Origin of the sequence: Bradyrhizobium sp. CB1015 (genome assembly GCF_025200925.1) — a bacterium.
In the GTDB taxonomy this organism is placed as follows: Bacteria; Pseudomonadota; Alphaproteobacteria; order Rhizobiales; family Xanthobacteraceae; genus Bradyrhizobium.
The window spans coordinates 4,556,975-4,582,671 of the sequence record NZ_CP104174.1 but is presented as its reverse complement, the minus strand read 5'-3'; the positions used below and the strand labels follow the sequence as shown (position 1 = coordinate 4,582,671).

Here is a 25,697-nt window from a genome sequence, read left to right as displayed (position 1 = left end):
TAATGAAGCTCTACTTTGCGCCCGGCGCCTGCTCGATCGGCATTCACTATCTGCTGCAAGAAATCGGGCGCCGTTTCGAATTGCGGAAGGTCGATATTCGCAACGGAGAGAATTTTCAGGCTTGGTACACAGCGGTCAATCCGAAACGCAAAGTGCCGGCGCTCGAACGTGCAGACGGGTCGGTGCTCACCGAATTCCCCGTGATCGCGCGATATCTCGCCGAACAGACGCCTTCGGCAGGCCTGATGCCGGCTGGCCCGGAGACGCTGCTGAGCGCAAGTGAGCTGACCGAGTTCATCGTTTCGACCATCCACATGCAGGGCTTCTCGCGCGCGTTTCGTCCGGGCAAATTTGCGATGGCCGAGGCGGATCATGAGGCGACCCAGGCGCGTGGCCGGGAGATCATCCAGGAAGGATTTCTCGTCGTCGATCGTCACCTGCGACAGAACACAGGGCCATCATTCGCCGATGGCGCGCTCTTCTACACTCTTTTCTGGGCTTGCGAGCGTCTCAAGCTCGACGTCCCGCCGGCGTGCGCCGCTCGGTGGAGCGAATTCAAATCTCGCCCTTCCGCGCGACGTGTGTTCGCAGCGGAAGGCATAGACCTTTAGGCCAGCGACGCTGGCGCGGACAAGCAAGGCGACGCATCGATCTGGAAAACGGCGGAGGAAACGGTCATGGCAATCAAATCATTGGGCTACGTGGGCGTCGAATCGACCAAGCTTGAGGACTGGGAGAGCTTCGCGACGCGGCTGCTCGGGATGCAGAAGGTCGATGCAGCCGCCAAGGTTCGGGCGTTTCGCATGGACGATCGACAGCAGAGGCTTGTCGTGACCGGCGCTGAGAATGATGGTCTCGGCTTCCTCGGCTGGGAGGCCGAAAACAAGGCGGATCTCGACGAGTTGTCCGCGCGTCTGGATAACGCCGGTGTGGCTGTTTCCAAGGGGACGCGCGCGCTCGCGGATGAGCGCCATGTCGCGGACCTCATCTCATTTCGCGATCCGGGCGGCCACCGGGTGGAAGTGTTTCATGGACAGGAGATTTCGCCCGACCCGTTCAAGCCAGGCCGGCCCATCTCGGGCTTCAAGACCGGCCCTCTCGGAATGGGGCACGTCGTGATGAACGTCGCCAAGGTGGATGATCTGTTGCCGTTCTACCGTGATCTCCTGGGCTTCCGCGTCACGGACTACGGTCTGTCGCCATACCCGCTCTACTTCCTGCACGTCAACGGCCGCCACCATAGCTTTGCCATGGTCGGTTCGGGCAAACGCAGTTTCCACCACTTCATGGTCGAGATGCAGAGCTTCGACGATGTGGGACAAGGCTATGATCTCGCCCAGCTCGAAGAGGGGCGGATCGCCTATACGCTTGGTCGGCACACGAACGATCACATGACATCTTTCTATGCTCACTCGCCGTCTGACTTCTTCGTGGAGTACGGTTGGGGCGCGCAAGTGATCGACCCCGGGACATGGCAGCCTTTCGAAACCTTTGACGGGCCGAGTCTATGGGGTCATGAGCGACTGCACCTTCCTGAGGAGCAGCGAGTTCGCATGCGCAACATTCGACTAGATGCTGCAGCCCGCGGCGTGAGGGTCCCGGATCCGAACTGCGCCTGGCTCGCCTCGGTCGTGGCGCAAGAGCCCGTGTAAGCCAGGAATAAGTACGACGGCGGGCGCAATCGCGTCGGCGAGATGAGCTGGCGGGCATTCCGATCCCTCGCCTGTGGCTGATAGGCGGAATCTTGAGCTTTGCCAACACGCTGCTGCAATCCGATGTGCATCACGGAACGGGACTGCGAGGCGCCCGTCGCAGCGATGATGCTGCGCAGGATGGAAAGCCGCCCGCCGAGATCCTGGCACTCTGTTCGAACTCAGCCATCCATTATCACGGCGATTCCCCCTAAGGAGCGCCATGAACTTCCCGCGATCCGGTGAACCTCTGGCTCTGTGTCTCAGCCCATTCTGACCCAAGTTTTGCGAATAGTGGTCCCGGATGTTCGATCCGGCGTCCGGCCGGTATTCGGTCCAGATACTCCGCCGAGGGGAAGGCCGGCACTTCGTCGAGGTCGCCAATTGCCGTAAGCACCCTCTCCGCCGCCTCTGGAATGATCGGCCACGCTGCCCGGGCACAGATGCCGATCAGGTTCACGGCGGTCCGGACCACGCCGGCCGCGCTACTTGGATTTGTCTTGATGAGCGTCCACGGCGCCTTCTCGACCAGATGGACATTGGCCGCCTTCCAGATCGCCCGCACAGCGTCGGCCGTTCCGCGCAACGCCAGAGCGTTGTGACGATCCCGCAAATGATCTAGCAAGCCGGACAACTGCTCCGGCAGGCCGGGATCGATCGGCCCGTCTGGCACAACGCCGTCGTAGCGCGCGGCGACGAAACTTAGAACGCGCTGAACCAGGTTGCCGAAGGTGTCCGCGAGGTCGTGGTCGACGTCAGCCGCGAACCTGGCGAAGGAAAAATCGGCATCTGAGCTTTCCGGCGCGTTCGCGGTCAGCCGCCCGAGCCGCCCCACATTCATGTCAAAGGCGGCGGCAAGGACGCCAAGATCTGGCTGGAACCTGCCATCTCGATTGCGGACAGTTACGGCTTTAATCCGCGGGAACTTTCGAATATCTTGCACGTCGTCGAAGACAACCGCGATCTACTCCTGAAGGCTTGGCATGACCATTTCGGCAACTAGCGTTCGCTTCGACGAACACACGATGTGGGTCGAACTGTCGGACGGCCGGACGCTCGGTGTTCCGCTAGCCTGGTTTCCGCGCCTGATGCACGCAAAGCCTGCCGAACGCGAGCAAGTCGAACTCAGCCGCGTCGGCCTGCATTGGGAAGCGCTGGACGAAGATATCTCGATCGCGGGCCTTCTCGCAGGGCACGGCGATGTCACGCGATCCACCGAACATGCTGCGTAGGCGAACAGATCTGCGCGATAGGAGCCGCCCGCGGTTAAGGTGACGCGGCTCGCCAAATTGCCTTTGCGGCCGCCCCCTTCCCCCTAAACTCCCTCCCCCACCGGCATGGGTTCCGACGGGCCCGGTAGAAGCGGAGTAAAGTTATGCCCAAACCGGAAAGCTTCCCGATCGAGAAGATCTTCGTTCCCACGAAGCAGAGGAAAGCTATCAAGCCCGAGACCGTCGCGGAGATCGCGGAAAGTATTCTGGACATCGGACAACAGGCCCCCATTTCCGTTCGGCGCGACGGAGACCGTCTGGTTCTGGTCGAGGGACTGCATCGGTTAGAGGCCTGCAAGGCGCTCGGCGAGACGACCATTCTCGGGGTCGTCGTCACGGCGGAGTTTGCTGAGCACAAGCCGCAGCTCGCCGAGCGACCCGAAGTCGAGGCAGAGCGCATCAAGATGGCGCGATTGAAACAGTTGCGCCTCGAGAAGGAAGCCGCAGAGGCATCAGCGGCTGCCTTGAAGGGCGTCCACGCAAGGGAAGCGCCGCGCACCCGTCCGGCGAAAGGCGTCCGCGACAATCCGAAGGCGTCATTGGGCCGGACCGCGAAATCGAAACCCAAATCATTGTCGGACTGGATCACGCAGCAAAAGGGCAGCGGCGGCCGCTATTGATTGTCGGCTCCGGAATTTCTAGTGCAGCCCGTGGGATGGGTAGAGCACTTGCGAAACCCATCATTGGATGGTGGCAGTCGATGGGTTTCGCTACGCTCTACCCATCCTACGAGCTATGCTAAGGCGGCAACAAAGGCGGCGATCCCGCAAGTTTCTGGATCGGCCGCCTTTTGGATGAATCAAAAATGCATCGGCAATATCTCGCCACATCGCCGCCACGCAAGCGACAGCCCACAATCGCGATTTCAGCGCAAACGCGACGGAGGCTCGCGGCTTCATCGATATTCAGGAGCCATTTGCAATGTTGAGTGCGGTGGGAAACAAACCAACGGGAAAATCCGGCCGGCGCGGCGGCAAGAAGAAGGCCGGACAACGCGCCGGGGCCGGCGAGCAACCCGCAAGTGCAGCGCATCAATTGCCGGAAGCCTCGGCGGAGATCAGGCAAGAGACCGAGCAAAAGGTCGAGCAAGAGCCGAGCCGACCGATCAGTGCGGAGATACCTTCGGCTGCAGCCTTGCCGGACGAGGCTTCCGGGATGGCGATCGCTGCGAGCCCACCCGTCGCACCGGTCGAACCCTTGGAGGCCAGCACGCAGGCGATTGCCGACGCCTATAGCGACTACATCAGGACGTCGCTTGAGCAAGCCTGGAGCTTCCTGGGAAAGCTCGCGATGGCGCGTTCACCCGTCGAGGCCTTTGAGCTTCAGATGGAATACGCGAAACAGGCGTGCGATTCGTTTGTCACCGAATCCCAGAAGATCACCGAGTTGCATGAACAATTGACCAGACAAAGGGTCATGCATCTCGAGGGGTTCGTGGCCAGGCTCACCCAGACGACGCTCGAAATCCGCGCGATACGTCACTAACGGCAGCTGCGTATTGCGGCGCCGCGGGGCCGGAGGCCCCGGGGATGGGCAATATCCTTGCGAAACCCATCATTCGTTGATGGTCCGCGCACCGGGATGACGGAGGTGGGTTACACCGAGCGATTGCGCTTTGCGCCGTCGCGGAGCTAACCCACCCTACGACTAAAGGACCGCCTGGAGTTCAGTACCCTGACTTCGAGCCGGTGGTCGGCCTCGTGCTCGCGCCCGTGGTTTGACCTGTAGTTTGTCCTGGAGCGTAGCTCGACGCGCCGGGGGTGGTGCTCTTCGTGGACTTCGCGTGCTGCTTCTTCTTGTGCCCAGGAGCGTAGCTGGAAGCGCCCGGCTCGCCCGTCTTGGAACCCGTTTGCTGCATCTGATGACCTGGCGTCTTGCTCGATACACCCTGAGCAAACACGGCTGGGGCTGTAGCCATGACAACGGCAGCCGAAAGCGCGATGATCATTGCTTTCATGTTGTCCTCCTCTAACAAGCCCCTCAAAGGAAACGGAATGAACCAGCGCCCGTTCCCCTCAGCGAACGCTCATGGTGCGACCAGCGCTGCTCGACTGGTCCCTTTGGCCGCCGCAACGCCATGAACGGGTTTTTCGCAACAGAGCATGCCGCAGGGCAAAACCGATCACGACTGTTCGATCAGGATCGGTGAGCCGAGCTCCTCGAAACGAAAGAGCTGAAACACCCGCTGGCCATTGAAGTCGAGCACTCTCAAATCATCGGTCTCGTGCAGGTTGCTTTCAACCGCCTGAAAGTGCCCACCGTAGCGCTCCCTGGCGAGCGACAAGGGAACCTCGAACGCGACGAACTTGCCGATACCTTTTTGCCTGAGCACCCCAAGAAGTTTCAGATCGTTCAGGGACTCATGCGAGGTGAGAACAAGCAGCGGACCGCTCGCCGTAAGCAGCAAAAGCGATTTCATCGGATCCTCCTTTGCACCCTACCTGATCTTCGCCAGGCACTCCTTCAGGCGCTCCAGCTCGGTACGAACCTGCGCCTCCATGGCGTCTTGCAATGCGAGGATGCCCCTGCTGGACAATTCTGCAGAGGCCTTTCTGTCCAGATTCTGCTTCCAATCCCGGATGCCTTGCTTAGTGGCCCGTTGGGCCTCCGACGTCGTCTTGGCGTATTCCTTCATGCAGGCGTCGGCCATTGCGCATGTCTGGCACTCTTGGGCGGCGGCCGGACTTGAAAGAAGCAGGGCGAGTATCGCGGTAGGGACCCTCATTGCGGTTCCTCCCACGATAGCATAGCACGTCGTAGGGATACCGGGGGAAACTGCTCCCGGTTGTTTCAGCGCCAGAAGATTCAAAGCGATCGCACGACAGCGCCGTGTCGCGCATCGTGCGCCGAGCCCGCCATAATTTCTCCTTTGCACACGCGTTGTGTCGGACAGCGGCGAGACTTATCCTTCCCAAAGATCGGACTGCCTCCCATTGACGCCCGACCGGATGGAGAGCGCATCGGTGCCTGACACGAACGACCACAAACCTGATACCGGCAAGACCGATAGCGCCAAGCCTGATAGCGCCAAGCCTGGTACCGCCAAGTCGGATGCGGCGCGCGCCGACGGTGGGCTGGCGCGGGCCTACGACCGGATCAAGAGCGCAGAAGAAGACCTTGCGCGGCTGGACCGGCTGGTTTCCGGAATGGAACGCAACAGCGAGCCCCCGCGGACCTCGCACGCAAGCGCCGCTGCGGCGGCAGCCGCCACTTCCGCAAACAAGGCGGCGGCTGATGCCAAGCCTCTAAATACCAAGCCTCGCGATCAGGGCCTGAGGGGAGACCGGGCCATGATGCGGGCTTTGGCTATTCTCGTGATGGCGATCGGCCTTCTCGGTGCCGCCGTCGCATCGCAATATGGCGACGAGGCCAAATCGATCAGCAAGTCGATCATGGCGCGATGGGCTCCGCCGGCCGCGAGCAGTTCCACGCAAACGTCCACGGCGGAAAGCCCGGCGCAGCCGGCGACGGTGCTGCTGGCGGCCGCGGACGAGCCGAGCCCGGTGCCTGCGCCGCCGGGACCCAAGGAGACGGAAAGCGCTCCGAAGCCTGCCGCCACGGCGGCCGAGCCGTCATCGTCCGAGCTCGCGCAATCGCTCAGGGCCATCACGAGCGAGCTTGCGAACATCAACGGCAAGCTCGAGCAGCTGAAGAGCCGCAGCGAGCAGACCCTGCGCGACCAGGCCGCCACCATCGAGCAGCTCAAGGCCGCGCAGGAGAAGGATGCGGCGGACAATGCGCGCCTCGCCGCGCAGGTTCAGGCGCTGCAAACGCAGCTGAGCGCATCATCGGCGTCATCCGCCTCTGCAGCCGCCAAGCCCGTCGTGCGCAGCGTGGTGAACAACGATGCGGCTGCGCGTGCCCGGGCGCACGTACCGGACGCCGCGCCACGGCGACCCAGGCCGCCGCCGCGAGGCCCCTGGATGCCGCCGCCCTATATGGCCGGCCCTTATTACGGCGATCCGGATTGGTGAGCCCGCAAGGGGCCTGCTTGAGAGCGTAGCCCGGATGGAGCGAAGCGTAATCCGGGACCAGTGCAGCTCGGGGCAAGTCCCCGGATTGCGCTTCGCTTCATCCGGGCTACAGGCGTGCCTTAGGGTGGGTTACGCCAGCGGGCTGCGCTTTGCGCAGTCGCGGAGCCAACCCACCCTACGGACCTACGCCCGCCTCACCGTACTTCGCTCATCGTCACCTTGGCCGCTATCCCCGTCAGCTCGGGCTCCTGCGGCGCAAGCTCCTCATCGGACGATGGGCCAACGGAGACTTCAGTCATTCTGCGTTTGACCTGTTCGCAGGTCTTGCGAACGTCTTCGGTGAACAGCGCGCATTCTTCGATACGCTTGAAGATCTTCCGTCCCTCTTCACGATAGCCCGCCGCCGTTTCTCGCATGAAGGCGATCGCATCATGAACCTGGGCCGTCAGCGCCTCGCATTTTTGCGCGGCGTCGATCAACTCGGTGCCCATGGCCTCGATCTCTTTTGCAGCGGACTCATAGTCGCGAATGACCGCTTCTGCACTGAGCGCACCGACGCGCGACACGCCCGCGGTGTGCTCGACGTAATCAGGCAGATTAATTGAAGTAATGGAGCTTCCCGACCGGATCGAACTGATGTCGGCTTCGAGTTGGACCAAGTTCACTCCGTCCCGTCTGTGCAATTGTTCGACACTTGCCATGACTGTCCTCCCAATACGCGCCCAGAACCCCAAGCAGCATTGGGTTTATTACGGGGATAAGTGCCGTTCTACCTCAATGTATTCTTGACAGTCTCTACTTTGCCATTTTTTCCTAATCGAAGCTCTGCACGCAGAGATGACGAGCCATCAAAATTCAACTTGTCCGCGCACCAGCTGGAGAAATGTCGTTTTCTCAAGCACCTGGCCTGTCCGCACCAATTGCTCAACGAGACTGGCCCGGATCGAGCGTGGCGGAATCGAGGGCTGCCGCACGCGCACAACCTGTCATCGGCGGCGCCTCACGCCATCGGCGAGTATTCGGTTCTGCGTGGGCGCCGGCCGATTCGTCACATCATTAATCCACTTCATCTTTTAGGAATCAAATCGCGAATCTCCGCAAGCGCCTCTAGAGCCATCTCGCAAGCTCTATCGATGAACTCCTCCCCCCGTGGTGTCGCGTTGATCAGGCTTCTCATCTCCGCTTGATACTGGTGCTTCGCGAGGTTCAGCCGGTTCTGCGCAGACGACACGACCGAGTCGGTGACGGCGGGAGATTGCGCGATCTCGCCCAGCGCTGAACGATCATGCAGAAAGATCGCGGCGAGATCGAAGGCGTCGCGTGCCGTCTAGGTCGATGCGCGATAGACCAGCTTCTTGGTCGCGATTTCCGCGGGCCGCTCCGCCGCGATGCTGCGCGCGCCGAATTTCAGTTCATAGGTCGGATTGTCGATGTAGGACGGGGCGTTCAGAAAATCGATTTCACCGACGTCGCGCAGGATGAGCTTCAGGTACCTGCCAGGCCATTGCCACGTATCACACAGCGACTTCGTCACCGGGTTCACATTCGGCGCGAGCTTCTTCAAGGCCGTGCTCGAGTCCAGAAAGATATCGACGTCGTAGCTGATCCGGTGACCCAGGATCTGCGCGAGCGCGGTGCCGCCGCCGAACGTCCACGGTCCGGCACCGCCCTCCAGACTATCGAGCGCGACCAATGCCTTTTCCAGGAGATCTTCCCATCTCGAAGGAAGCCATCTCCCTGACCCATCTCTCATTCTCGGACTCCGTGACCTGCCAGGCGTCGATGGCCTTCGACAATTCGTCGAACGTCACGATATGATCAACCACCAGCTGATGGATGACGGAAACATCGACCTCGTCGAACAACGCCTGCACGTGCACGCGCCATTTGCGCTCGAAAATCTCCCCTTTCAGACATGCGAGCAGAGTCGCTTCGTCGATCCCGACGGGCATCGGCGTGTTGATCGTCGTCACGGCTGAGGTCAGGTTCGCGAGCGCATCCTTCGACATTCCCGCAATATGGGGAATTCGGGGAAAGTCTCAACCGGTGCCGCCCAGTGCCGTAGGGCAAAGGGCGCCCTTGCGCCGTGCCTACCACCAATACGGCCAGCGCCATCCCTCATAGCGCACGTAGGACGGCACAAAGGGCGGGCCGTAGGGATCGACCTTGTCGTCCTCCGGGCGATAGCGATAGCGCGGGACGATGTTGTAATCCCACGGCGTTGGCCGCAGCACGGGCGCCGTGACGATGAGCCGCTCTTGTGGTGCGCGAACGACGACGGCTTTTCGCGCCTTCGCCTCCGCACCTGATGTTGCAAGGCTGCTCAGCACCAGGGCGGTTCCGAGCGCGCAGGCGGCGGTCATCTTTGTCATGCGTTGGTCTCCTTCGCTCAAAGAGTGCAAAAGGATGCCAGGCAAGGCAAGCAAATTTCGCGCGAGATTTTTCTGCGGCCATCCTTCGAGACGCCCGCTTTTGAGCGGGCTCCCCAGGATGAGGGCAGAGTGCGCGGCAGCAGCTTCAGCACGCGAAGATCCCGCTGAGCCTCACCCTCTGAGGAGGCGCGCCAGCGCCGTCTCGAAGGACGAGGCGCGCGCTCTGGCATTCAGCAAGCGTAACGCGAACGGACGGAGACGGGGTGACGGACCGCCCCACCCTACGCCGCATCCACCTCCTCGGGCGCGGCGCCCGCCACGAGCCGGTCGAGACCGACCATCAGCAAATCGGCGATATGCATCAGCAGGTACAGCGGAATGTCCGCCTCGCCCTGCTCGGCCTGCGCCAGGAAGGCAGGCGTGACACTGAGGTGCTCGCCGAGCTGCGCCGTGGTGTAGCCGCGGGCCTCGCGCGCCGCCTTGACGCGCGCGCCGATGCCGCGGCGGTGCCGGGTCTGCTCCTCCGCGGTCATCATCAGCGCCTGTTCGTCCGCGCTCGCATAGCCGTCCGCGAACGCGCTGCCGATCAGCCGGCCCTTGCGCCAGGCGATGCGGCAGCCCTTGCGCAGGCCGCTCCTGAAGATCAGCGTGAACTGCTCGGCGACCCACAGCGACGCATTGAGCTCCACGCGCGCGCCGGTGCCGGAGACGTCGCGGATCGTGCAGGGCACGCTGAGGGTGCTGCCGCTGCCGTTGTCGAATTCGACGATGCCCGTCCTCAGCGTGTGATGCCTGACCGCGGCGCGATGATCGCTCATGACGGCTCCCGAAGCACGAATCTATTTGGGCGAAGATAGCGCAGAAGGTTCTCCATACTGCTAAGCTTTGAACCGACGGCCGAAGCCATGGTAAATGAATTGCTCCCGACGATCGTATCGGCGAAGAGCGGGTAGCCCGGATGGAGCGAAAGCAAAATCCGGGACCGGCGTTGCGTCGTTGCACGACCGCCCCCGGATTGCGCTGCGCTTCATCCGGGCTACTTGCCTCTCATTCGCGCGCGCGGCGCAGGGCCTCTTCCAGCTTCTTCCTCTGCTTGTCCCAGCGCTCCTGCTCGGCCTCGGCGCGCGCGGCGAGTGCGGTGCGCTCGGCTTCGATCGCCTCGGCCTTGGCTTCGTGCTCGCGCCTTGCCTCGTCGAGCGCCGCTTCCGCCGCGGCAACCGCCTTGTCGCGCCGCGCGCGCTCCTTGGCGCGGGCGGCCTCTTCCTTGGCACGCGCTGCCTCGCGACGTCGCTCCTCTTTCTCGAAGGCCGCGGCGGCCTTGCGGGCCGTTGCATCATGGATCTCGCGGGATGCTGTCCGGGCCGTCTTGGCAGGACGCTTCTGCGATCCCGATTTGCCTTTCGATTTTCTCCTGGGCCTCGCCTCGCCCTCGCCAAGAACGGTCGGCAGCTCCGCGCTCTCGGTGAACGGGCCATCCGAGCCGACCGGGCGCCTGAGCACCACGCCCGGCTTCGCCATGGTCGCGGCGACGACATCAGGATCGTCGGTCTCCTTCGCAACGCCCTGATGGAACAGATTGGAGCTGGCGCCCCATGCGGCAAGCGCCGCCTTCATCGAGGGCGCGGCGATCGCCTGATCGTAGAAGCCGAGCGAGGTCTGGTAGGTCTTCAGTTTCTTTGGCATGTCGCTCCGATGTCGGCGCAGCTTTCCGCGAGCGAGCGTAGCCCGGATGGAGCAAAGCGCAATCCGGGGTGCCGCAGGCTCGGCCCCGAATTAAGCTCGCGCTCCATCCAGGCTACGCACGTCCCAGCAGCGCGTCGTAGCCTTGCGCGCTGAACGCCAGCAGACAGAAGCCGTGCCCGAACGGATCGGCGAGCATCGCGATCCGCCCATAAGGCGCATCGCGCGCGTCCGCCTCGAGGATCGCACCCGCAGCGAGCGCACGCTTGAGGGTTGCGTCGACATCGTCGACGATGACGTCGATATGCACCGGCGTCCAGTGCCGCTCATAGCGGCGGCGGTCGCCGCCGGCGCCGACCGTGCCGGCCTGCTTGGTCAGGAGATACACCGGCGCCGGCCAGCCGAGCAGCTCGACGAAGTCGGCCCCGAAGCGGCGGCCGACCGTGAGGCCAAAGGCTTCAGTGTAGAACGTCGTGGCTTTCGCCACGTCGGGAACGTCGATGTTGAGGAGAAAGCTCATGAGGGGCTCGTCGCAGATTGCGGAGCGAGCGTAGCCCGGCTGGAGCGCAAGCGTAATCCGGGATGGTGCCGCACCCGACGTCCCCGACTGCGCTCCATCCGCTGCGCTCATGAAGCACCCCGCAACGGACGAGCGCCACCATCGCATCATGCCATTGTTTTGCCCGACGAGGCTGGGCAAGAATTGGTCGTTGGCGGGCTCATGCCGGAACGAAGCGGCCGATTTGGAGCGGCGGTCGGATATTGGTCCAGAGAGGCTCTGGAGCAACCAGGATGTGCTGGAGGAGGGCTGCGAAGATACATTGGCAAACAGCAAGCCTCTTTGCGAGGGCAGCCAGAAACCCGTCAAATCCAAGGATGTTGAGCGCACGGGTGAAATTGTAGCAGAGCGCCATCAGGCTCCATTCGCCGCGGACCTTGTCGAAGCCGCGGACCAGGAAATGACGATAGCCGGCACGGCATTTGAGCGTGCCAAACGGATGCTCGACAATCCCCGAACGACGACGCATCAGCTCGCCCGCACCCTGCATCCGTGCGCGGTGGCGTTCGAGAACATCTTCATGCTCCCAGCGACCAATGGTCCGGTAGGTGGTGGTCGGTGAGAGACAGCGGACCTTGAGCGGGCAGCTCCTGCAGATTGCTACACGGGCCGCGTAACGGATCTCAATGCGGCCGCTGGTGTTCTTTTGTCTGCTCTTGAACGGATGCAGCGGCTGGCCCGCAGGACAACGGTAGGTGTCGGTTGCACCATCATAGTTGAAGTCCTTGAGCGCAAAGCGGCCTTGCTTCTCGAGCCGCGCGCTACCTTCGGGCAGCGGTACATAGGCAATGATACCCTCGTCCTCGCAGGCCTTCAGTTCGACACTGCTGTAATAGCCCTCATCGGCCAGCGCCTGCAGTGTCTCGGCTCCAAGAGCCTTTTTGGCCGCCTTGGCCATCGCAGAGAGCTGTCGAACATCACTGCTGTCGTTGACTACCTCACTCGCGACAATGAGCTTGTGCTTGTCATCAACCGCGGTCTGCACATTGTAGCCTGCAATGCCCTGACCATTCTTGACCAGAAGCCGGGCGTCCGGATCCGTCAGCGACATTTGCGTCTCGCCACTCTCTTCCAGCCGAGCCAGATCGGCCTCGGCACGTGAACGCTTCGCCATCAGCGCCGCGACCTTCGCAGCGATATCACCGCCATCTCCTCGCGATCTGCTCGCCAAGCCGCTTGCGCGTAAAGATGGAAGCCTTGCTGGCGTCGCCGTGGAACAGGGAACCATCAATCGCTACGATCGTGCCGCCCACAAGCCCAAGCTCCCGAGCCAGCAGCACGAAGCTGCGGTTCGCGGCCTTCAGCGCCTTCCAGTTCTCCTTGCGGAAGTTGGCAATCGTCCGATAACCCGGCTTCAGTCCCTTCAGCAGCCAGATCAGCTCCAGATTGCGGCCAGATTCCCGCTCTAGCCGTCGCGACGACCTGACCTGGTTGATGTAGCCGTAAAGATAGAGCTTCAGCAGATCGGCAGGATCATACGGCGGCTGCCCGACTTCTTCCGCGCCACGATCCGCGTTACCGAAACCAAGCTTTGCAAGGTCGAGCGCGCAAACGAAGCTCTCGATTGCCCGCACCGGATTGTCCGGCCCGACATAGTCCTCAATCCGCGCAGGCAGAAGACTGGGTTGCTCCCGGCTCTCGCCGGTCTTGAATGTGCGATTCGCCATAAGACGAATCCTACATCAACTCTCAAAAAACGACGTTCTTGCCCAGCCTCGACGGGTCAAATTTTATTCGGTATTACCGAAGGAAAACAAAACCCGCACGATTCCATGGGGATCGCTACTGTGCATGGGGTTGTTTTCAAAAAATCTTGGCCCGGCCCTCAATTGCCCTTCAGGCTCAGGATGTAGGCCGCGAGCACCTCGGCCTGCTCCGGCGAGATCACGAGGTTCGGCATGTTCTGGTGGCTGGTCCGCCAAAACACCTTGAGCGACAGCGCGGTGGTGCCGCTGCGGTCGGCGATGGATTGGAAGCTCGGCGCCTCGTCGAAGAACCCGGCCATGTGCGGCTCGATCGCGTGACACGACTGACACCAGGCCTGCGCCAGGCGATGACCTGCGGCGATCGCGCCCGAGCCGGGTCTCGGCGCCCCGGCGGCGGTGTGGACGACGCTGAAGAGAAACAGCACCGACAACGCGATCAGGATGACGATGCCGATGGAGATTCGAGCACTGTGCGACATCGCCCAACCTCACCGCGATTGACTGATCGAGCAGCCTAGATTTGCACCGCAGGGCCAGCTTGATCTGCGTCAAGAAAGCGCCTCAGCACGTCACAAGATCGGTGTGACCGAATCCCTTGGAATAATCGAGCAGCGAGATCACCGTCGGCGTGAGACGGATCAGCCGCACCTCGGACGGCTTCGGCACGGGAAGGCCGGCGGCCTTCTGCTCGGGATAACGTGCCATCAGCAGCGCGATCGCCTTCTCGGCTTCGGCCGGATCGGTCACGGCCACCGCCCGCGCCGCCATGGACAGGCCGGTGATCTCCATCACTTGCGCCGGATCGTCATCGATCGCCAGCGACACGCGGTCGTCCCGCGAGAGGTTCTGCGCCTTCTGGCTGTCGGTGCCGCAGAGGAAGTAGATGGTCAAACCTTCGTTCGCATAGCCGACTGTCGTGACTTGCGGCCAGCCATCGGGGCGAAGGGTCGCAATCCGCATCGTGCGGTGCTGGTCCAGCAAGGTCTGGATCTTTCGTCTGAGCGTGTCGTCCATCGCGCGGCCTTTCGGTGGTCATTTCCGAAGAGACGATACGACCCTCGCGGGCAGTGCCCGTTGATGCAGCTCAACGCGCGCCGTTGCTTCATTGAAGGGCTCGCGCTGGTGTCAGCAGGCATCGCTCGGTGGTATCGCACCGGCAGGTGCCGCCGGCCCTGCGCCGTTCGCAGCTTTTCCTTGCTTTCCCGGTTCCCGCCTCTAGGGTCGCGCCGCGAACGAACCGCGAGACAAGACCCGTCATGACCGACACGATGAAATGCCCGACCTGCAATTCCGAGCACGCCTATCAGGACCGCGATCTTTGGGTCTGCCCGGAATGCGGCCATGAATGGAGCGGCGCGGCGGACGCAGCCTCGGATGCGGCGCAGGATGCGAGCGTGCGCGATGCCAACGGCAATGTGCTCGCCGACGGCGACAGCGTCATCGTGATCAAGGATCTCAAGATCAAGGGCTCGTCCTCGGTCGTCAAGGGCGGCACCAAGGTGCGCAACATCCGCCTGCAGGACGCCAGCGACGGCCACAACATCGCCTGCAAGATCGACGGCATCGGCGCGATGAATCTGAAGTCGGAGTTCGTGAAGAAGGCGTAGCTCGCGCTCCAAGGGAGGTGCTCAGCCACCGAGCACGTTGCCCCAGCCATCAAAGAGAAAGCTCTTCCAGGCCACCGTTCCATCCGCGCCGGGCCGGCTGGCGCGCCGGTAGTCATCTGCCTGATCGGCGGTCCAGGTAATGATCATGTCGGAGAGACGATCGTGCAGGATGGCGGGCTCGGTGGGGTCGAAGGCGTCCATGGGACGAAGCGAGGGATGCGTCATGGCGCCTCCAACGCACCAGCAACAACAAAGTTGCGGCAACGCCGAATGGAACCCAGCGTTGCACTTCGGCAACACCTGCCTCGAAAAGCCCGCACTCGCCGATTTGCGCCATTGCGCCGCCACACCGTGGCCCGAACAATCGACGTGCTGCGTGCCTTTCCGTGCAAGACTGTTTTGGTCAGACTGTTTGCATCATCACTGTTCGGGCAAGATGGTTCGAGCAGACCGTTTGGAGGCAGGGATCATGAACGATCGGCGGTCTCTTCTGGTGGCGGTGTCGTGTCCCTCGGCCGTTCTCGCCGGGTGGCTCGCGTTGTCTCTCTCCGCCTATGCGCCTGCCCTCATCGAGAACAGCGGCGCCAATGCAGCCGCCATCTCGCGCGCCAAGGATCTCGGCCGTATCGACCTCGCCGACGTGCCGCGCGCTGCGACCATCGAGGATGGCCTCGCCTTGACGGCCGACATCGCTGCCGCCGTCGCTGCGGCGCCCGCCCCTGCCGCGCCAGCAGAGGCAGCGCCCGAGGAGCCCGCCTCCACCGTCAAGCTTGCCTCGGCCGACCCGGTGCTGATCCTGCCGGCGGAAGCAGTGCCCGGGCCGCAGATCTCGCCTGAACCGGAGCCTATCGTCAGCGAGGTTGCCCCGGCCCCTCTGCCCGAGCCCGTCAAGCTCGCATCGGCCGATCCCACCGAGATCGTGGCGACGGATGCGTTGTCCCCCGAGGCGATCGCGAGCGGCCCCGTCGCGCCTGCGGCCAAAGCGTCTCCGCCCGCCGACACCGTCGCCGTGCTCGACGAATGCTTCGTCATCGAGGCCTGCATGGATCGCTATCTCTGGGCGCTCTACCAGCGCACGCCCAAGGAGGACTCGATCAAGGTTCAGGACCGGCGCGCCGTCACCATCAAGCGCAAGGGCAAGACCGTCACGGTGATGCGCAGCTTCACGAAGCTGGTCGATCAGGACTTCACCTGGAAGGATCCGAAGGCGGCCGAGCGCGCCGGCATGTCGATGATGGACTACGTCATCGGCGGCATGGACAAGAGCTTCAAGCAGAAGCTGTTCCGCATGATGCTCGCGGCCGAAGCCGCCGGCCTGTCGCCGGGTATCACCAGCGCGTTTCGCGACGATTATCGCCAGTCGATCGCGAGCGGCCTGAAGGCTGCCTCCGACCGGTCCTATCACGGCGGCAGCACGCGCGGCGGTTATGGCCACGGCATGGCGGCCGATATCGTCAGCACGCAGGGCAATAACCGGGCGCAGCGCTGGGTCTCGACCGAAATCCTGTGGAAGTGGGTCGATGCCAACGGCAAGGCATTCGGCATCGGCCGGCCCTATCTCGACCGCGATCCGCCGCATGTCGGCCCGATCGACGGGGCGGAATATATCTCGAAGCGCGGCACCTCCGATCGCAAGGACGTTGCCAGTGCCAAGTCGAAGAAGCCGCGGGCGGTCGCGAGCGCCAAGCCGCCGAAGTCCCACGCCGCGCGCGAGCAGAAGAGCCCGGCCAAGCCGCAGAAGTCGGCGCAATCGGCCGTCAAGCGCGCGACCTGACCGTTTACGACTTGTGCTCCGCCGTCGGCAGCGGCACCAGCTGCATCTCGGCCGAGCCGGCGTCCTGCGTGCGTACCAGCACCGCAAAGACCGTGTCGACCGCGCGCCGCACCGCCGAGTCCATCGCTTCGCCCTTGGCCAGATGCGCCGCGATCAGCCCGGTGAGGAGATCGCCGGTGCCGTAGGGACGGATCGGCAGGCGCGGCGTCGCAAAGCGCGACAATCGCCCGTCGCTGCACAGGATCGTCTCCACCTGCCCCGCTGCCGTGTCAGCGAGGGTGCAGCCGGTGGTGACGATGGCGCAGCCTGCCCCTGCCAATACCGCACACGCCGCGCTAAGGCCCTGGGCGTCGGCAATTGTGACCCCCGAGAGCAGCTCGAGCTCGAACTGGTTCGGCGTCGTCAGGTTCGCCGCCGGCAGCAGCCGATGGCGGACCACGTCCAGGATGCCGTCCGCGACATAGACACGGCCGTCGTCGCCGATCACGGGATCGCAGAGATAGACCAGCTTCGCATTCCGCGTGCGCGCCCGCTCGACGAAATCGGCGATCACGCCGGCATTGCCGGGCGAGCCGAGATAGCCGGTGACGAGCACCGCGGCCTCGTCGACCAAGCCGCGCTCCTCGACTCCTTTGAGGAGATCGGCGACCAGCTCGGTCTCCAGCACCCGCCCGCGCAGGCTCGGATAGCGCGGATGGTTGGACAGCAGCGTCGTCGGCACCGCCGCAACGTTCACGCCCTCCGCCTGCATGGCATAGGCGGCTGCGCTATTGCCGACATGGCCGTGGACCACCTGGCTCTGAATGGAAATGACGAGCATGAGAGAGGTCCGTAGAGTCAAACGTCGGGTGTGGCAAGAGTAGCTGGATGGAGCGCAGGTCACCGGGTGGCATCGGCAATGTCGCAGGTTCGTCATTCGCACGTGATATTCGCGACAGCCGCGCGGTATCTTCCTCACGCCGAGAGGCTCATGACGTCCGCCTTCAACGCCTACACGGCTCTCGCCCTCGCCATCGTGTTCGAGGTCACCGCGTCGGCGTTCCTGCAGCAGTCCGCGCAGTTCACCCGTCCCTGGCCGACGCTGGCGATGGTGCTGTTCTACATCGCCTCGTTCTACGCGCTCTCGGTGGCGATTCGGGTGATCCCGTTGAGCATCGCCTATGCGATCTGGGGCGGGGTCGGCATCATCCTCACCGCCACCGTCTCCTTCGTGCTGTTCCGTCAGATCCTGGACGCCGCAGCCTTCGTCGGCATCGCGCTGATCGTATCAGGGGTGGTGATCATCAACCTGTTCTCGGAGACCACGGTGCGCTGATGCGCGCGGCTACCGGCTCTGAACGGGCATGGCCGGACGCGGAGCGGACCGGGGCGCCTTTGCACCGGGCTTGGCCGAACCCCGGGGCGGCGGCTCGTCAACCGATGCCAGGTAAGCGGCGAGCGCTTTCGCCGAATCGGAGCTGGTTACGTAATGATCCCTCAGGAACCAGGACAGCGTCAGGCTGAAGCGTCCCTTGGCCAAGCCGCGCGGGCTGCGGTGGCAGGTCGCGCAGCCTTCGGCGAAGAGCTTGGCGGGCGACTTGCCGGCATCCAGATTTTGCGCGACGGCGGCCGTCGCCGACAGCATCGCCGCCGCTAGAACCAGCAGAGGCGCAGTCAGGTCGCGCCCCACCATCACGCCGCGGACAGTTGATCGAATTCGGGCGGCGCGTAGGCCTTGCCATCCTGGTCGGTGATGACCACCCGCCATCCTTCGCTCGCCCACACTTTCGCCTTCGCCACGATGAGCAACCGGCTCTCGCGGGCGAAACTGTACTTCTCGTTGTCGCGTTCTGCGACCATCTTGTAGGCCAATTCGCATCCCCTTGCGTCGCCCTGCACCCGGCCTTCTCGTGGCAGCGGGCTTTGGCGGCAATTCGCCGGGAGCGTGGCAATTTGGTGCCGTCCACGAGGCCTGTGGCCGGCCCCGTGCCGTCGCAACAGAGCCGATCTCGCTACCTCGGATCGGCGCTAGTGCACGCGGATGATATGGGGGCGGCCGAGATTGATCAGGCCCTGCACCGCCGAGAGGCGGTCATTGAGGGCTGCGATTGTGAGCAGCAGATTGTTGCGACGCTCGTCGAGCATACCCATTTCGGCGCCCGAGAGCTTGATGCTCGCCCGCTCCTTGTGGATCTCTTCGAGGGATTGGCGCAGTCCGGCAATCAAGTTGGCCAGCTGCTTGGCCTCCTTGGTCATCGATCGCTTCGCGACATTTTGCTGACGGCGCGTCTCCGCTTGGCTCTGTCTCATCGTCATCCTCCGGTGCCCCGCTGCCCCGAGTGGATGCTTACAGCTTTGGATAGACATCTTACGATCGATGAAATCTGCCCGCGAAGAACTTTCTTAAATTGTACGCGCACGGAACCCGACGGCGCGCGCAAGCGGAAAGCCCGGCACGAGGGCCGGGCTTTCGTTGGTGCTAGTGCTTCTGGTGCCCGCCGCCGGGCCCGCCCGCCGGTGCAACGCCGCCATGCGGCGCGGCATTGATGTGCGGAGCGCCGCCGCCACCGCCGTGCTGCGCGGCAGGCGCAGCGGCACGCGGCGCCGGCATCTGCGCATGTGCGTTCATCGGCGAACCGTGGCTGACGCTCGGCTGCGCCGAATGCGGCACCGCGGGCCGCGCGGCCGGCGCGGCCGATACGCGCGGGGCTTCATGCGCACGCGGCATCGGCTGCGTGCGGACGGCGGCACGGCCTGCAGCCTGCTCGTGCATCATGCGCGCCTGTGCGTCGCGTGGATTGCGGCTCTGCACATTGACCCGCTCATGCGCGATGCGCTCGCTGCTGCCGGCGCGCGCCCGGTCGGTTGCTACTCCAGCGTCGCGCTTGGCGATCGCTGCGTCGCGCCTTGCGATCGCTGCGTCGCGCTTTCCGATCGCAGCATCGCGTTTTGCGATCGCAGCGTCGGGCCGCGCGGTGGCGGCGTCACGTCCGGAGATTGCGGCCTCGCCTTTGCCGCGCACGCCGCTGCGCTCCAGTGCAACCGCCGCATCGCGCGTCGCCGCGCGACCGATGCGGGCTGCGCGCGGATCGAGCGTCATGCGCGTCGCAAAGCGCTCGTGCGAGCTCCAGTAATTATTCCAATAAGCGTGGCGGTGGTACCAGGGCCGTCCCGCATAATACTTCGACCAGTAGGAGGTCAGCACGAACGGCACGACGGGCACGTCGATCTCGTCGATATAGTCGGGCAGATAGACGTAGTGATTGCGGTAGAGATATTCGAGATATTGCGACGACACCCAGCCGCGATCGTCGGAGAAGCTGACATCGCACCAGGCCTTGCCGCGCAGGCAGCCATGGATGTTGACGCGGGCGCCTCCGGGGATGCGATCGACCAGGGGAAAGCCCGTGCCCGGCCCGGCACGCAAGCCGGTCGAGACGGTGACGATGCCCGGCGCGGCCAGCGCGGCCGTCGGGATGAACAGCAATGCGGCAACCAGAACGCTTCTGAATTTCATGGCGTGTTCCTCCTCTTTCGAGACGGAACGCGCAGGCGGAACGAGCGTTCCGCACGTCATCACCGCATCCGTAGAAAGATTGAGAACGCGCGCACGCGCGAAGTTCAATATTCATCCGTCGTTCATCGGCACGGCGCTTTCGGCGTCAGTCCACCGGCAGCATGAAGGCGTCGAAGAACGAGGCGAGCCCGGCAAAATCGTCGATCGGCAGTACGGTCGCGACATACTGGTCGGGCCGCACCACAACCATGCAGCCGGCCGCCCGATCGATGCCGCGCATCGTGAAAACGTCATGGCCGCTCTTGAGATCCGGGCAGAACATCTTCTCGTAATCGTACAAGCCGTAACGGCCTTTGCCCGGGAGCAACATCGGCGGCATCGCCTCGATGGCAAGCTCGCGATGGTCCTGCTGAAACACCGCGCGCAGATCGATCACGCTGTCGATGTCGGCGCCGAGAGGCGTGTATCGACGGACAGGTGATTTCCGGGACTCCGCGAGGAAATTGCACAAGGCGCGAATGGCCGAGCCCGACGTTGCGGGGTTCTCAGCAGGCGAGAACGCGTAAATGCGGAAGCGGCCGTCGGCCTCTGCGGCATGGCCGAGATGCACCGGCTTGGCGTCCGTCAGGCGGATCACCGGCGCGGAATGGAAGCGCTTGCCGACGATGAGGCCCTGCGCGAGGTGCTGATGTGTGGCCGCGCCTGTCAGCACCGAGGGCCTGTAGTGCGTTGCCGTGCCCGCGGTGTAGCGTCCGTGCCGGACGAAATAGTCCTGCGTCTTGGCGGCATCGGCGCCGCCGGCCTTGGCGGCGGAGGCGAGGATCCCCGCCCATTCGCGATCGAAATCGATCAGCTCCTTCGCGACGGCCTGGCGCTCGGCCGAATAGGAATGCAGGAGGCTTGGCGCACACCGGCTCCGCAGCACGGCGGCGAGCTTCCAGCCGAGATTGAAGGCATCCTGCATCGAGACGTTCATGCCCTGCCCCGCCTTCGGGCTGTGGGTGTGGCAGGCATCGCCGGCGATGAAGATGCGCGGCAGGCGCGTATCGATCTCGCCCTCCGGCACGTCGTCGAACTTGTCGGTGAGGCGCTGGCCGATCTCGTAGACCGACCACCAAGCGATTTCCTTCACCTCCAGCCGATGCGGCTTCAGAATCCGCTGCGCTTTCGCAATCACGTCATCGGCGGTGATGTTGCGATTGGCAACGCGTTCGCCGACATCGAGCTTGGCGAGCTCGACATAGATGCGGACCATGTAGCCGCCTTCGCGCGGAATGATCAGCAGGCTGCCGTCCTTGGCCGACTGGATCAGCGACTTGAAGCGGATGTCCGGAAAATCGGTTACGGCCAACACGTCCATCACGCCCCAGGCGTGGTTGGCGGAATCCCCGTGCAGCTCGCGACCGATCGATTTGCGCACCGTGCTGCGGGCGCCGTCGCAGCCGACGACGTAGCGGGCCTTGATCGTCTCGACCTTGCCCTCGTTTGCGGCATCGACGCGTTCGAGGCGCACGGTCACGGCATGATCGTCGGCGCCGGCGGCCGGATCGACATTGAGATCAAGCACGCGTCGGCTGTAATACGGCGCGAGCTTCGCCGGCGATTTGCGCATGACGTCGAGAAAGCAATCATGGACGCGCGCCTGGTTCAGGATGACGTGCGGGAATTCCGACAGCCCGTCCTCGACGTCCTGCACCCGGCCGCTGCGGACGATCTTCTCCGGCGTCCCTTCATCCGGCTTCCAGAACGTCGTCTCGTTGACCCAATAGGCCTCCTTCAGCACGCGCTCGCTGAAGCCATAGGCGTGGAACATCTCCATGGTGCGGCAGGCGATGCCGTCGGCTTGACCGACCAGCAGGCGGTCCGGCTTCTGCTCGACGATGCAGGTCTTGATGTCAGCGAATTGCGCGAGCTGAGCGGCGAGCGTCAGGCCGGCCGGCCCGCAGCCGACGATGAGGACGTCGACCTCGCCAGGCACGGCGCCCGCTGCCCCCGATGCCTGAACGCGCGCGGCAGGATCGGCGATTTCAGGGTCGCCCGGCTGAAATCCATTGAGATGGAATTGCATGAGCACCTCTCCCGCCGGTTTCGGTTTGGATATTGCTCAGTATGCTGACTATCAGTATACTTGTCAACGATCCGCAGCGCCCTGCCCGCAGAGGAGATTTCGGTGAAAGATAACAACGACATGCCCGGACATCTGGCGCGCCGCTTCCAGCAGATCGCGGTCGCGGTGTTCCTGGCCGAGGTCGAGGACGCCGGCTTCGATCTCACGCCGGTGCAATACGCCGCGCTTGCGACCATCAAGGCCAATCCGGGGCTGGACCAGGTGACGCTTGCCGGATTGATCGCCTACGATCGCACCACCATCACCGGCGTGATCGATCGCCTGGTCCAGAAGGGTCTCGCGGAACGCCGCCCCTCCAGCCGCGACCGCCGCGCGCGCGAGCTCGAGATCACCGACGAGGGCCGGCGCACGCTACGCAAAATCACGCCGGCCGTCGAATCTGCGCAGCGCATCATGCTGCGCGGCCTCAGCGCGAAAGAGGGCGAGGAGCTGATGCGGCTGCTGCGCAAGGCCATCGCCGCCGGCAACGAGCTGAGCCGCGCCCCGCTGCGCGATGCGCAGGTCTGATCCGGCCACGTCCGTAATTGTCGCAGCGCACGAAACCAGGAACTAACCTTCGGCTGCTAACGTCGGCCGCATTGGGCGCCTAACGCGCGATTAACTTTGCGGGGCGGAGTTTCGGATGTTCAGGTTCCTCGTTGTGGCCGCGGCCATCGCGCTCTCGACCGGTCACGCGCTCGCCAACGGCCATGGCGGCGGCGATGCCCCGCCTCCGCCGAAGCCCGAGGCGACGATTGCGCCGGCGAAGGTGGTCCTGACCAAGCAGGGTCCCAAGCTCGTCGATCTCAAGGGCATGACGCTCTACTATTACGAGCGCGACACCACCGGAAAGACATCGAACTGCAACGGCAAATGCACCGAGAGCTGGGTGCCGCTGGCGGCGACGGCCGATGCCAGGGCCGTCGGCGACTTCACCGTGATCAGCCGCAACGACGGCAGCAAGATGTGGGCGTACCGTTATCGCCCGCTCTACACCTCGCCCGCAGACAAGGCGCCGGGCGACGCCAATGGCAATGCCACGACGCTGCAATGGCGGGTCGCCCGGCCTGAGTAGCCGCGCACAAACAATCCACGAGAACTCGAGCCGGCGGGTCGCGCGGCCTCACCCGCGCCAGCGTCCACCCGCCTCGGCCTGCGCGCTCTGCCCCGGCGGCAGCACCACAACCATCGAATTGAGCTTGACCCGGTCGTAGAGATCGATGACGTCCTCATTGCGCATCCGGATGCAGCCGGACGAGATCGCCTGCCCGATATATTCGGGCTGGTTGGTGCCGTGGATGCGGTAGAGCGTGTCCTTGTTGCCGACATAGAGATAGATGCCCCGCGCGCCCAGCGGATTGGCGGGACCGCCGGGAACGCGCGCCGGATACGGGCCGAGTCGCGCCTGGATATCCGCGGTGGGGATCCAGTCCGGCCATTCCGCTAGGCGACCGACCCGCGCGACGCCGGAGAACGCCATGGCTTCCTCGCCGACCGCAACGCCGTAACGGATCGCCTTTCCCTCGGGCAGCACGTAATAGAGGTAGCGCGCGTCGGTATCGACCAGGATCGTGCCCGGCTGCTCCTTGCGGTGGTAATCGACGATGTGACGCAGATATTGCTCGGGCACGTTCGCCTTGGCGTAAGGCGCGTGCGCGAGCAACTGACGGTCGCGCGGCGTCATGCTCGCATCCGTCGATGGCGAAAGTGTCGTCTGCATGCAGCCGCCCAGCGGCAACAGGGCTGCGACGAACAAAACGAGTAAAGATCTTGGCACCGCCGGCCCCCCGATAGCGGAATAACAGCGCCCCCAGCGTCGCCACATATTGCCAAAATCGTGCTGAAAACAAGGCGGTGCGGGAACACATGCGCGTGTTCGGCAAATTGGGTTCCATCACCACAAACGGCGGAAGACTGTCGCATCATCTCCATCCCCTCGCCTTGCTTTGGTCAAACCCGGCTGGACTCGTGCGTCATGGGGACCGGCATGGGACCGGCATGGGCTCACCTCGGATCAGCCCCGCGCCAATGCGGATGACTTAAACCTCGAACACTGCGCTTCAAAGGAGCTGCGATGCTCGCGACGCTGAACGCCAAGCAAATCGTCGATGAGATCGTGAAGGACACGGTCAAGGACAACGATCCGCACGACGCGGTCCAGATCTCGCCCGAGATCGTGCGCGCCTCGCGCGCCACCAGCGTGTCGCTGGCGCCGGAGATCGCACCGCGTCCGGAGCCCAAGTTTACCCCGGAGCCCAAGGTCACGCCGAAGTTCACTCTGGAGCCGGCGTGCCCGCCCGAGTCCACCATCAACGTCGTCTACGGAAAATCTGCCGCGGCACCGTCGATCGACACGGCTGTCCGTCTCACGCCCAGCGATGGTCCCGTGATGAAGAAGCGATCCTCGGTCCGCAAATGGCTGCGCGGTGCGTTCGTCACGTTCCTGCTTGCCGGCGCCAGCGTGGCCGCCAGCATCGCCTGGGAGAAGCACGGCGACACGGCAATGCAGTTGCTGGCCGAATGGACTCCGGCGCTGACCTCGCTGCTCCCGACGACCTCGTTGCTGTCTGCGACACCGCAGCAAAGCGCGCCGGTCGCCGCCGCCCAGGCTGCGCCGCCCGCAGCCGAAGCCACACCCGACCAAACGGCGGATCAATCTGCGACCCCGCCCGCGGCTCAGCTTGCTGCGGTCGCGCCTGCAGCAACACAGCCCGTCGACGCAGCGCAGTCGGTGCAATCGATGACACGCGATCTCGCCGCGATGGCGCAGCAGATCGAGCAGCTCAAGGCCAACATCGCCGAGTTGAAGGCCGGACAGGAGCAGATGGCGCGTGAGATGGCCAAGCCGCCTGCACCGAAGCCGGTCACCGAAGCGCGGCCGCCGGTCGATCCGCGCGCACGCGCTGCTGCGCTCCCGCCCCAGCCTGCGGCGGCGCCGCCGGTTCGCAAGCCCAAGCCGCCTGTGACGCGGACCTATATGCCGGCCTCTTCGCCCGCGCCGCTCGCACCCCCGCCGCCGCCATCGCAGGCCGCCGCCGCGCCGACCACGACGACGCAAGCCGTTGCCGATGACGACGGACCTATCGTGCGCCCGCCGATGCCGCTGCGTTAGAGCATGATCCGGAAAAGTGCGTAGCGGTTTTCCGAAAAAATGATGCTCAAGCAATAACCTGAGCGCGATGACGATTCATCCTCATCGCATCGCGTTTTAGAGCAACGCCGCAGCCTTGCTGTCACGAGTTTACGCAAGCTGTCCGAGTCGATGCGATGCGTTAACCCGGGAAATTACGGGAAGCGATGTCAGGCTCAAGAGAAAAGGCCGTCGGGATCTATGCCGGCGGCCTTCTCTTGCAGCTGCCGGTTCCCGGAGCCCGGTTCTGCTGCAATTCCATGCCTTAATGATCGCGCAGGCATATTTAATAAATTCTTAACGAGCCCGCACGTTGCACATCATTTCTGC

36 protein-coding genes are annotated in these 25,697 nt (G+C 63.8%); 13 read left to right on the top strand and 23 right to left on the bottom strand.

Translation table 11 applies throughout. The features are described 5' to 3' along the window. Window positions 1-2: 2 nt before the first annotated feature. Together N2604_RS21255 and N2604_RS21250 are read left to right on the top strand one after the other, a co-directional pair. Window positions 3-611: a glutathione S-transferase family protein gene (locus N2604_RS21255; RefSeq protein WP_260370184.1), complete on the top strand. Its 609-nt coding sequence runs from the start codon at window positions 3-5 to the stop codon at window positions 609-611. Between the two features lie 66 nt (window positions 612-677). Then, a complete protein-coding gene (locus tag N2604_RS21250; protein ID WP_260370183.1) occupies window positions 678-1,652 on the top strand; it encodes a VOC family protein in 975 nt (324 codons plus the stop codon). Between the two features lie 250 nt (window positions 1,653-1,902). On the opposite strand, the gene N2604_RS21245 is transcribed toward N2604_RS21250, so the two are convergent. After that, window positions 1,903-2,625 carry a class I tRNA ligase family protein gene (locus N2604_RS21245; protein WP_260376278.1) on the bottom strand — a complete coding sequence of 241 codons (723 nt, stop codon included), beginning with the start codon at window positions 2,623-2,625 and terminating at the stop codon, window positions 1,903-1,905. Between N2604_RS21245 and N2604_RS21240 the strand changes: the two genes are divergently transcribed. The 4 genes from N2604_RS21240 (at window position 2,566) to N2604_RS21225 (ending at window position 4,447) form a co-directional block, all read left to right on the top strand. Beyond that, entirely contained in the window at window positions 2,566-2,694 is a 129-nt protein-coding gene (locus N2604_RS21240; protein WP_260376277.1) for a DUF4160 domain-containing protein, read from the top strand. The two genes, N2604_RS21245 and N2604_RS21240, sit on opposite strands and share 60 nt — an antisense overlap. Beyond that, window positions 2,675-2,923, top strand: coding sequence for a DUF2442 domain-containing protein (locus N2604_RS21235; protein ID WP_260370182.1), 249 nt, complete (start codon window positions 2,675-2,677; stop codon window positions 2,921-2,923). Before N2604_RS21240 ends, N2604_RS21235 begins: the two co-directional genes overlap by 20 nt. A gap of 143 nt (window positions 2,924-3,066) precedes the next feature. After that, window positions 3,067-3,582 (top strand): ParB N-terminal domain-containing protein, encoded by a 516-nt coding sequence (locus N2604_RS21230; RefSeq protein ID WP_260370181.1) that lies wholly within the window; start codon window positions 3,067-3,069, stop codon window positions 3,580-3,582. A gap of 301 nt (window positions 3,583-3,883) precedes the next feature. After that, the gene (locus N2604_RS21225) at window positions 3,884-4,447 is read left to right on the top strand and encodes a phasin family protein (RefSeq protein WP_260370180.1); all 564 of its coding nucleotides are present in this window, start codon (window positions 3,884-3,886) and stop codon (window positions 4,445-4,447) included. 181 nt (window positions 4,448-4,628) lie between these two features. Here N2604_RS21225 and N2604_RS21220 read toward each other — a convergent pair whose 3' ends face one another. The 3 genes from N2604_RS21220 to N2604_RS21210 all read right to left on the bottom strand — a co-directional run bounded on the left by N2604_RS21220 (window position 4,629) and on the right by N2604_RS21210 (window position 5,612). Continuing rightward, window positions 4,629-4,919 carry a hypothetical protein gene (locus N2604_RS21220; RefSeq protein WP_260370179.1) on the bottom strand — a complete coding sequence of 97 codons (291 nt, stop codon included), beginning with the start codon at window positions 4,917-4,919 and terminating at the stop codon, window positions 4,629-4,631. Window positions 4,920-5,084: 165 nt separating this feature from the next. Then, a complete protein-coding gene (locus N2604_RS21215; RefSeq protein WP_100234502.1) occupies window positions 5,085-5,381 on the bottom strand; it encodes a cytosolic protein in 297 nt (98 codons plus the stop codon). An 18-nt stretch (window positions 5,382-5,399) separates the two neighbouring features. Further along, on the bottom strand, window positions 5,400-5,612 hold the full coding sequence (locus N2604_RS21210; protein WP_244607659.1) for a hypothetical protein: 213 nt from the start codon (window positions 5,610-5,612) through the stop codon (window positions 5,400-5,402). 298 nt (window positions 5,613-5,910) lie between these two features. Between N2604_RS21210 and N2604_RS21205 the strand changes: the two genes are divergently transcribed. Further along, the gene (locus tag N2604_RS21205; RefSeq protein WP_260376276.1) at window positions 5,911-6,936 is read left to right on the top strand and encodes a hypothetical protein; all 1,026 of its coding nucleotides are present in this window, start codon (window positions 5,911-5,913) and stop codon (window positions 6,934-6,936) included. A gap of 194 nt (window positions 6,937-7,130) precedes the next feature. Here the strand turns inward: N2604_RS21205 and N2604_RS21200 are convergent, their stop codons facing one another. From N2604_RS21200 to N2604_RS21150, 11 genes are all read right to left on the bottom strand, one after another. After that, window positions 7,131-7,637: a hypothetical protein gene (locus N2604_RS21200; RefSeq protein ID WP_260370178.1), complete on the bottom strand. Its 507-nt coding sequence runs from the start codon at window positions 7,635-7,637 to the stop codon at window positions 7,131-7,133. 626 nt (window positions 7,638-8,263) lie between these two features. Then, a complete protein-coding gene (locus N2604_RS21195; RefSeq protein ID WP_260370177.1) occupies window positions 8,264-8,629 on the bottom strand; it encodes a nucleotidyl transferase AbiEii/AbiGii toxin family protein in 366 nt (121 codons plus the stop codon). Then, the gene (locus N2604_RS21190; protein WP_260370176.1) at window positions 8,613-8,945 is read right to left on the bottom strand and encodes a hypothetical protein; all 333 of its coding nucleotides are present in this window, start codon (window positions 8,943-8,945) and stop codon (window positions 8,613-8,615) included. Before N2604_RS21190 ends, N2604_RS21195 begins: the two co-directional genes overlap by 17 nt. Window positions 8,946-9,026: 81 nt before the next feature. Beyond that, window positions 9,027-9,308 (bottom strand): hypothetical protein, encoded by a 282-nt coding sequence (locus N2604_RS21185; RefSeq protein ID WP_260370175.1) that lies wholly within the window; start codon window positions 9,306-9,308, stop codon window positions 9,027-9,029. Between the two features lie 281 nt (window positions 9,309-9,589). After that, on the bottom strand, window positions 9,590-10,126 hold the full coding sequence (locus N2604_RS21180; RefSeq protein ID WP_260370174.1) for a helix-turn-helix domain-containing protein: 537 nt from the start codon (window positions 10,124-10,126) through the stop codon (window positions 9,590-9,592). 229 nt (window positions 10,127-10,355) lie between these two features. Then, complete coding sequence (locus tag N2604_RS21175) at window positions 10,356-10,991, bottom strand: cell envelope biogenesis protein TolA (protein WP_260370173.1); 636 nt, start codon at window positions 10,989-10,991, stop codon at window positions 10,356-10,358. 112 nt (window positions 10,992-11,103) lie between these two features. Continuing rightward, window positions 11,104-11,508: a VOC family protein gene (locus N2604_RS21170; RefSeq protein WP_260370172.1), complete on the bottom strand. Its 405-nt coding sequence runs from the start codon at window positions 11,506-11,508 to the stop codon at window positions 11,104-11,106. Between the two features lie 199 nt (window positions 11,509-11,707). Further along, entirely contained in the window at window positions 11,708-12,598 is an 891-nt protein-coding gene (locus N2604_RS21165; RefSeq protein WP_260370171.1) for a transposase, read from the bottom strand. Between the two features lie 88 nt (window positions 12,599-12,686). After that, a complete protein-coding gene (locus tag N2604_RS21160) occupies window positions 12,687-13,214 on the bottom strand; it encodes a transposase (RefSeq protein WP_260370170.1) in 528 nt (175 codons plus the stop codon). A gap of 158 nt (window positions 13,215-13,372) precedes the next feature. Continuing rightward, the gene (locus N2604_RS21155; protein ID WP_260370169.1) at window positions 13,373-13,732 is read right to left on the bottom strand and encodes a cytochrome c; all 360 of its coding nucleotides are present in this window, start codon (window positions 13,730-13,732) and stop codon (window positions 13,373-13,375) included. Between the two features lie 82 nt (window positions 13,733-13,814). Then, the gene (locus tag N2604_RS21150; protein ID WP_260370168.1) at window positions 13,815-14,267 is read right to left on the bottom strand and encodes a pyridoxamine 5'-phosphate oxidase family protein; all 453 of its coding nucleotides are present in this window, start codon (window positions 14,265-14,267) and stop codon (window positions 13,815-13,817) included. Window positions 14,268-14,509: 242 nt separating this feature from the next. On the opposite strand from N2604_RS21150, the gene N2604_RS21145 reads away from it, so the two are divergent. Further along, window positions 14,510-14,860, top strand: coding sequence for a zinc ribbon domain-containing protein YjdM (locus tag N2604_RS21145; protein ID WP_260370167.1), 351 nt, complete (start codon window positions 14,510-14,512; stop codon window positions 14,858-14,860). Window positions 14,861-14,881: 21 nt separating this feature from the next. Here N2604_RS21145 and N2604_RS21140 read toward each other — a convergent pair whose 3' ends face one another. Next, window positions 14,882-15,085, bottom strand: coding sequence for a hypothetical protein (locus N2604_RS21140; RefSeq protein ID WP_260370166.1), 204 nt, complete (start codon window positions 15,083-15,085; stop codon window positions 14,882-14,884). Window positions 15,086-15,329: 244 nt separating this feature from the next. On the opposite strand from N2604_RS21140, the gene N2604_RS21135 reads away from it, so the two are divergent. Beyond that, on the top strand, window positions 15,330-16,634 hold the full coding sequence (locus tag N2604_RS21135) for a hypothetical protein (protein WP_260370165.1): 1,305 nt from the start codon (window positions 15,330-15,332) through the stop codon (window positions 16,632-16,634). A 4-nt stretch (window positions 16,635-16,638) separates the two neighbouring features. On the opposite strand, the gene pdxY is transcribed toward N2604_RS21135, so the two are convergent. Next, the gene (gene pdxY, locus N2604_RS21130; protein ID WP_260370164.1) at window positions 16,639-17,454 is read right to left on the bottom strand and encodes a pyridoxal kinase; all 816 of its coding nucleotides are present in this window, start codon (window positions 17,452-17,454) and stop codon (window positions 16,639-16,641) included. A 150-nt stretch (window positions 17,455-17,604) separates the two neighbouring features. Here pdxY and N2604_RS21125 point away from each other — a divergent pair, with 150 nt between their 5' ends. After that, a complete protein-coding gene (locus N2604_RS21125; RefSeq protein WP_260370163.1) occupies window positions 17,605-17,949 on the top strand; it encodes a multidrug efflux SMR transporter in 345 nt (114 codons plus the stop codon). Window positions 17,950-17,958: 9 nt separating this feature from the next. On the opposite strand, the gene N2604_RS21120 is transcribed toward N2604_RS21125, so the two are convergent. The 5 genes from N2604_RS21120 to N2604_RS21100 form a co-directional block, all read right to left on the bottom strand. Continuing rightward, a complete protein-coding gene (locus N2604_RS21120) occupies window positions 17,959-18,258 on the bottom strand; it encodes a hypothetical protein (RefSeq protein WP_260370162.1) in 300 nt (99 codons plus the stop codon). A 47-nt stretch (window positions 18,259-18,305) separates the two neighbouring features. Beyond that, complete coding sequence (locus N2604_RS21115) at window positions 18,306-18,512, bottom strand: hypothetical protein (RefSeq protein ID WP_018322958.1); 207 nt, start codon at window positions 18,510-18,512, stop codon at window positions 18,306-18,308. A gap of 129 nt (window positions 18,513-18,641) precedes the next feature. After that, window positions 18,642-18,923 carry a hypothetical protein gene (locus N2604_RS21110; protein WP_311739566.1) on the bottom strand — a complete coding sequence of 94 codons (282 nt, stop codon included), beginning with the start codon at window positions 18,921-18,923 and terminating at the stop codon, window positions 18,642-18,644. 169 nt (window positions 18,924-19,092) lie between these two features. After that, a complete protein-coding gene (locus N2604_RS21105; RefSeq protein ID WP_260370160.1) occupies window positions 19,093-20,130 on the bottom strand; it encodes an SH3 domain-containing protein in 1,038 nt (345 codons plus the stop codon). A gap of 145 nt (window positions 20,131-20,275) precedes the next feature. Continuing rightward, window positions 20,276-22,198 carry an FAD-binding monooxygenase gene (locus N2604_RS21100; RefSeq protein ID WP_260370159.1) on the bottom strand — a complete coding sequence of 641 codons (1,923 nt, stop codon included), beginning with the start codon at window positions 22,196-22,198 and terminating at the stop codon, window positions 20,276-20,278. A gap of 102 nt (window positions 22,199-22,300) precedes the next feature. Between N2604_RS21100 and N2604_RS21095 the strand changes: the two genes are divergently transcribed. Both N2604_RS21095 and N2604_RS21090 read left to right on the top strand, forming a co-directional pair. Further along, window positions 22,301-22,765 (top strand): MarR family winged helix-turn-helix transcriptional regulator, encoded by a 465-nt coding sequence (locus tag N2604_RS21095; protein WP_260370158.1) that lies wholly within the window; start codon window positions 22,301-22,303, stop codon window positions 22,763-22,765. Window positions 22,766-22,880: 115 nt separating this feature from the next. Then, the gene (locus tag N2604_RS21090) at window positions 22,881-23,312 is read left to right on the top strand and encodes a hypothetical protein (protein WP_260370157.1); all 432 of its coding nucleotides are present in this window, start codon (window positions 22,881-22,883) and stop codon (window positions 23,310-23,312) included. A gap of 48 nt (window positions 23,313-23,360) precedes the next feature. On the opposite strand, the gene N2604_RS21085 is transcribed toward N2604_RS21090, so the two are convergent. After that, window positions 23,361-23,957: a L,D-transpeptidase gene (locus N2604_RS21085; RefSeq protein ID WP_260370156.1), complete on the bottom strand. Its 597-nt coding sequence runs from the start codon at window positions 23,955-23,957 to the stop codon at window positions 23,361-23,363. A 354-nt stretch (window positions 23,958-24,311) separates the two neighbouring features. Here N2604_RS21085 and N2604_RS21080 point away from each other — a divergent pair, with 354 nt between their 5' ends. Continuing rightward, a complete protein-coding gene (locus N2604_RS21080; RefSeq protein ID WP_260370155.1) occupies window positions 24,312-25,349 on the top strand; it encodes a hypothetical protein in 1,038 nt (345 codons plus the stop codon). The last annotated feature ends 348 nt before the right edge of the window (window positions 25,350-25,697 follow it).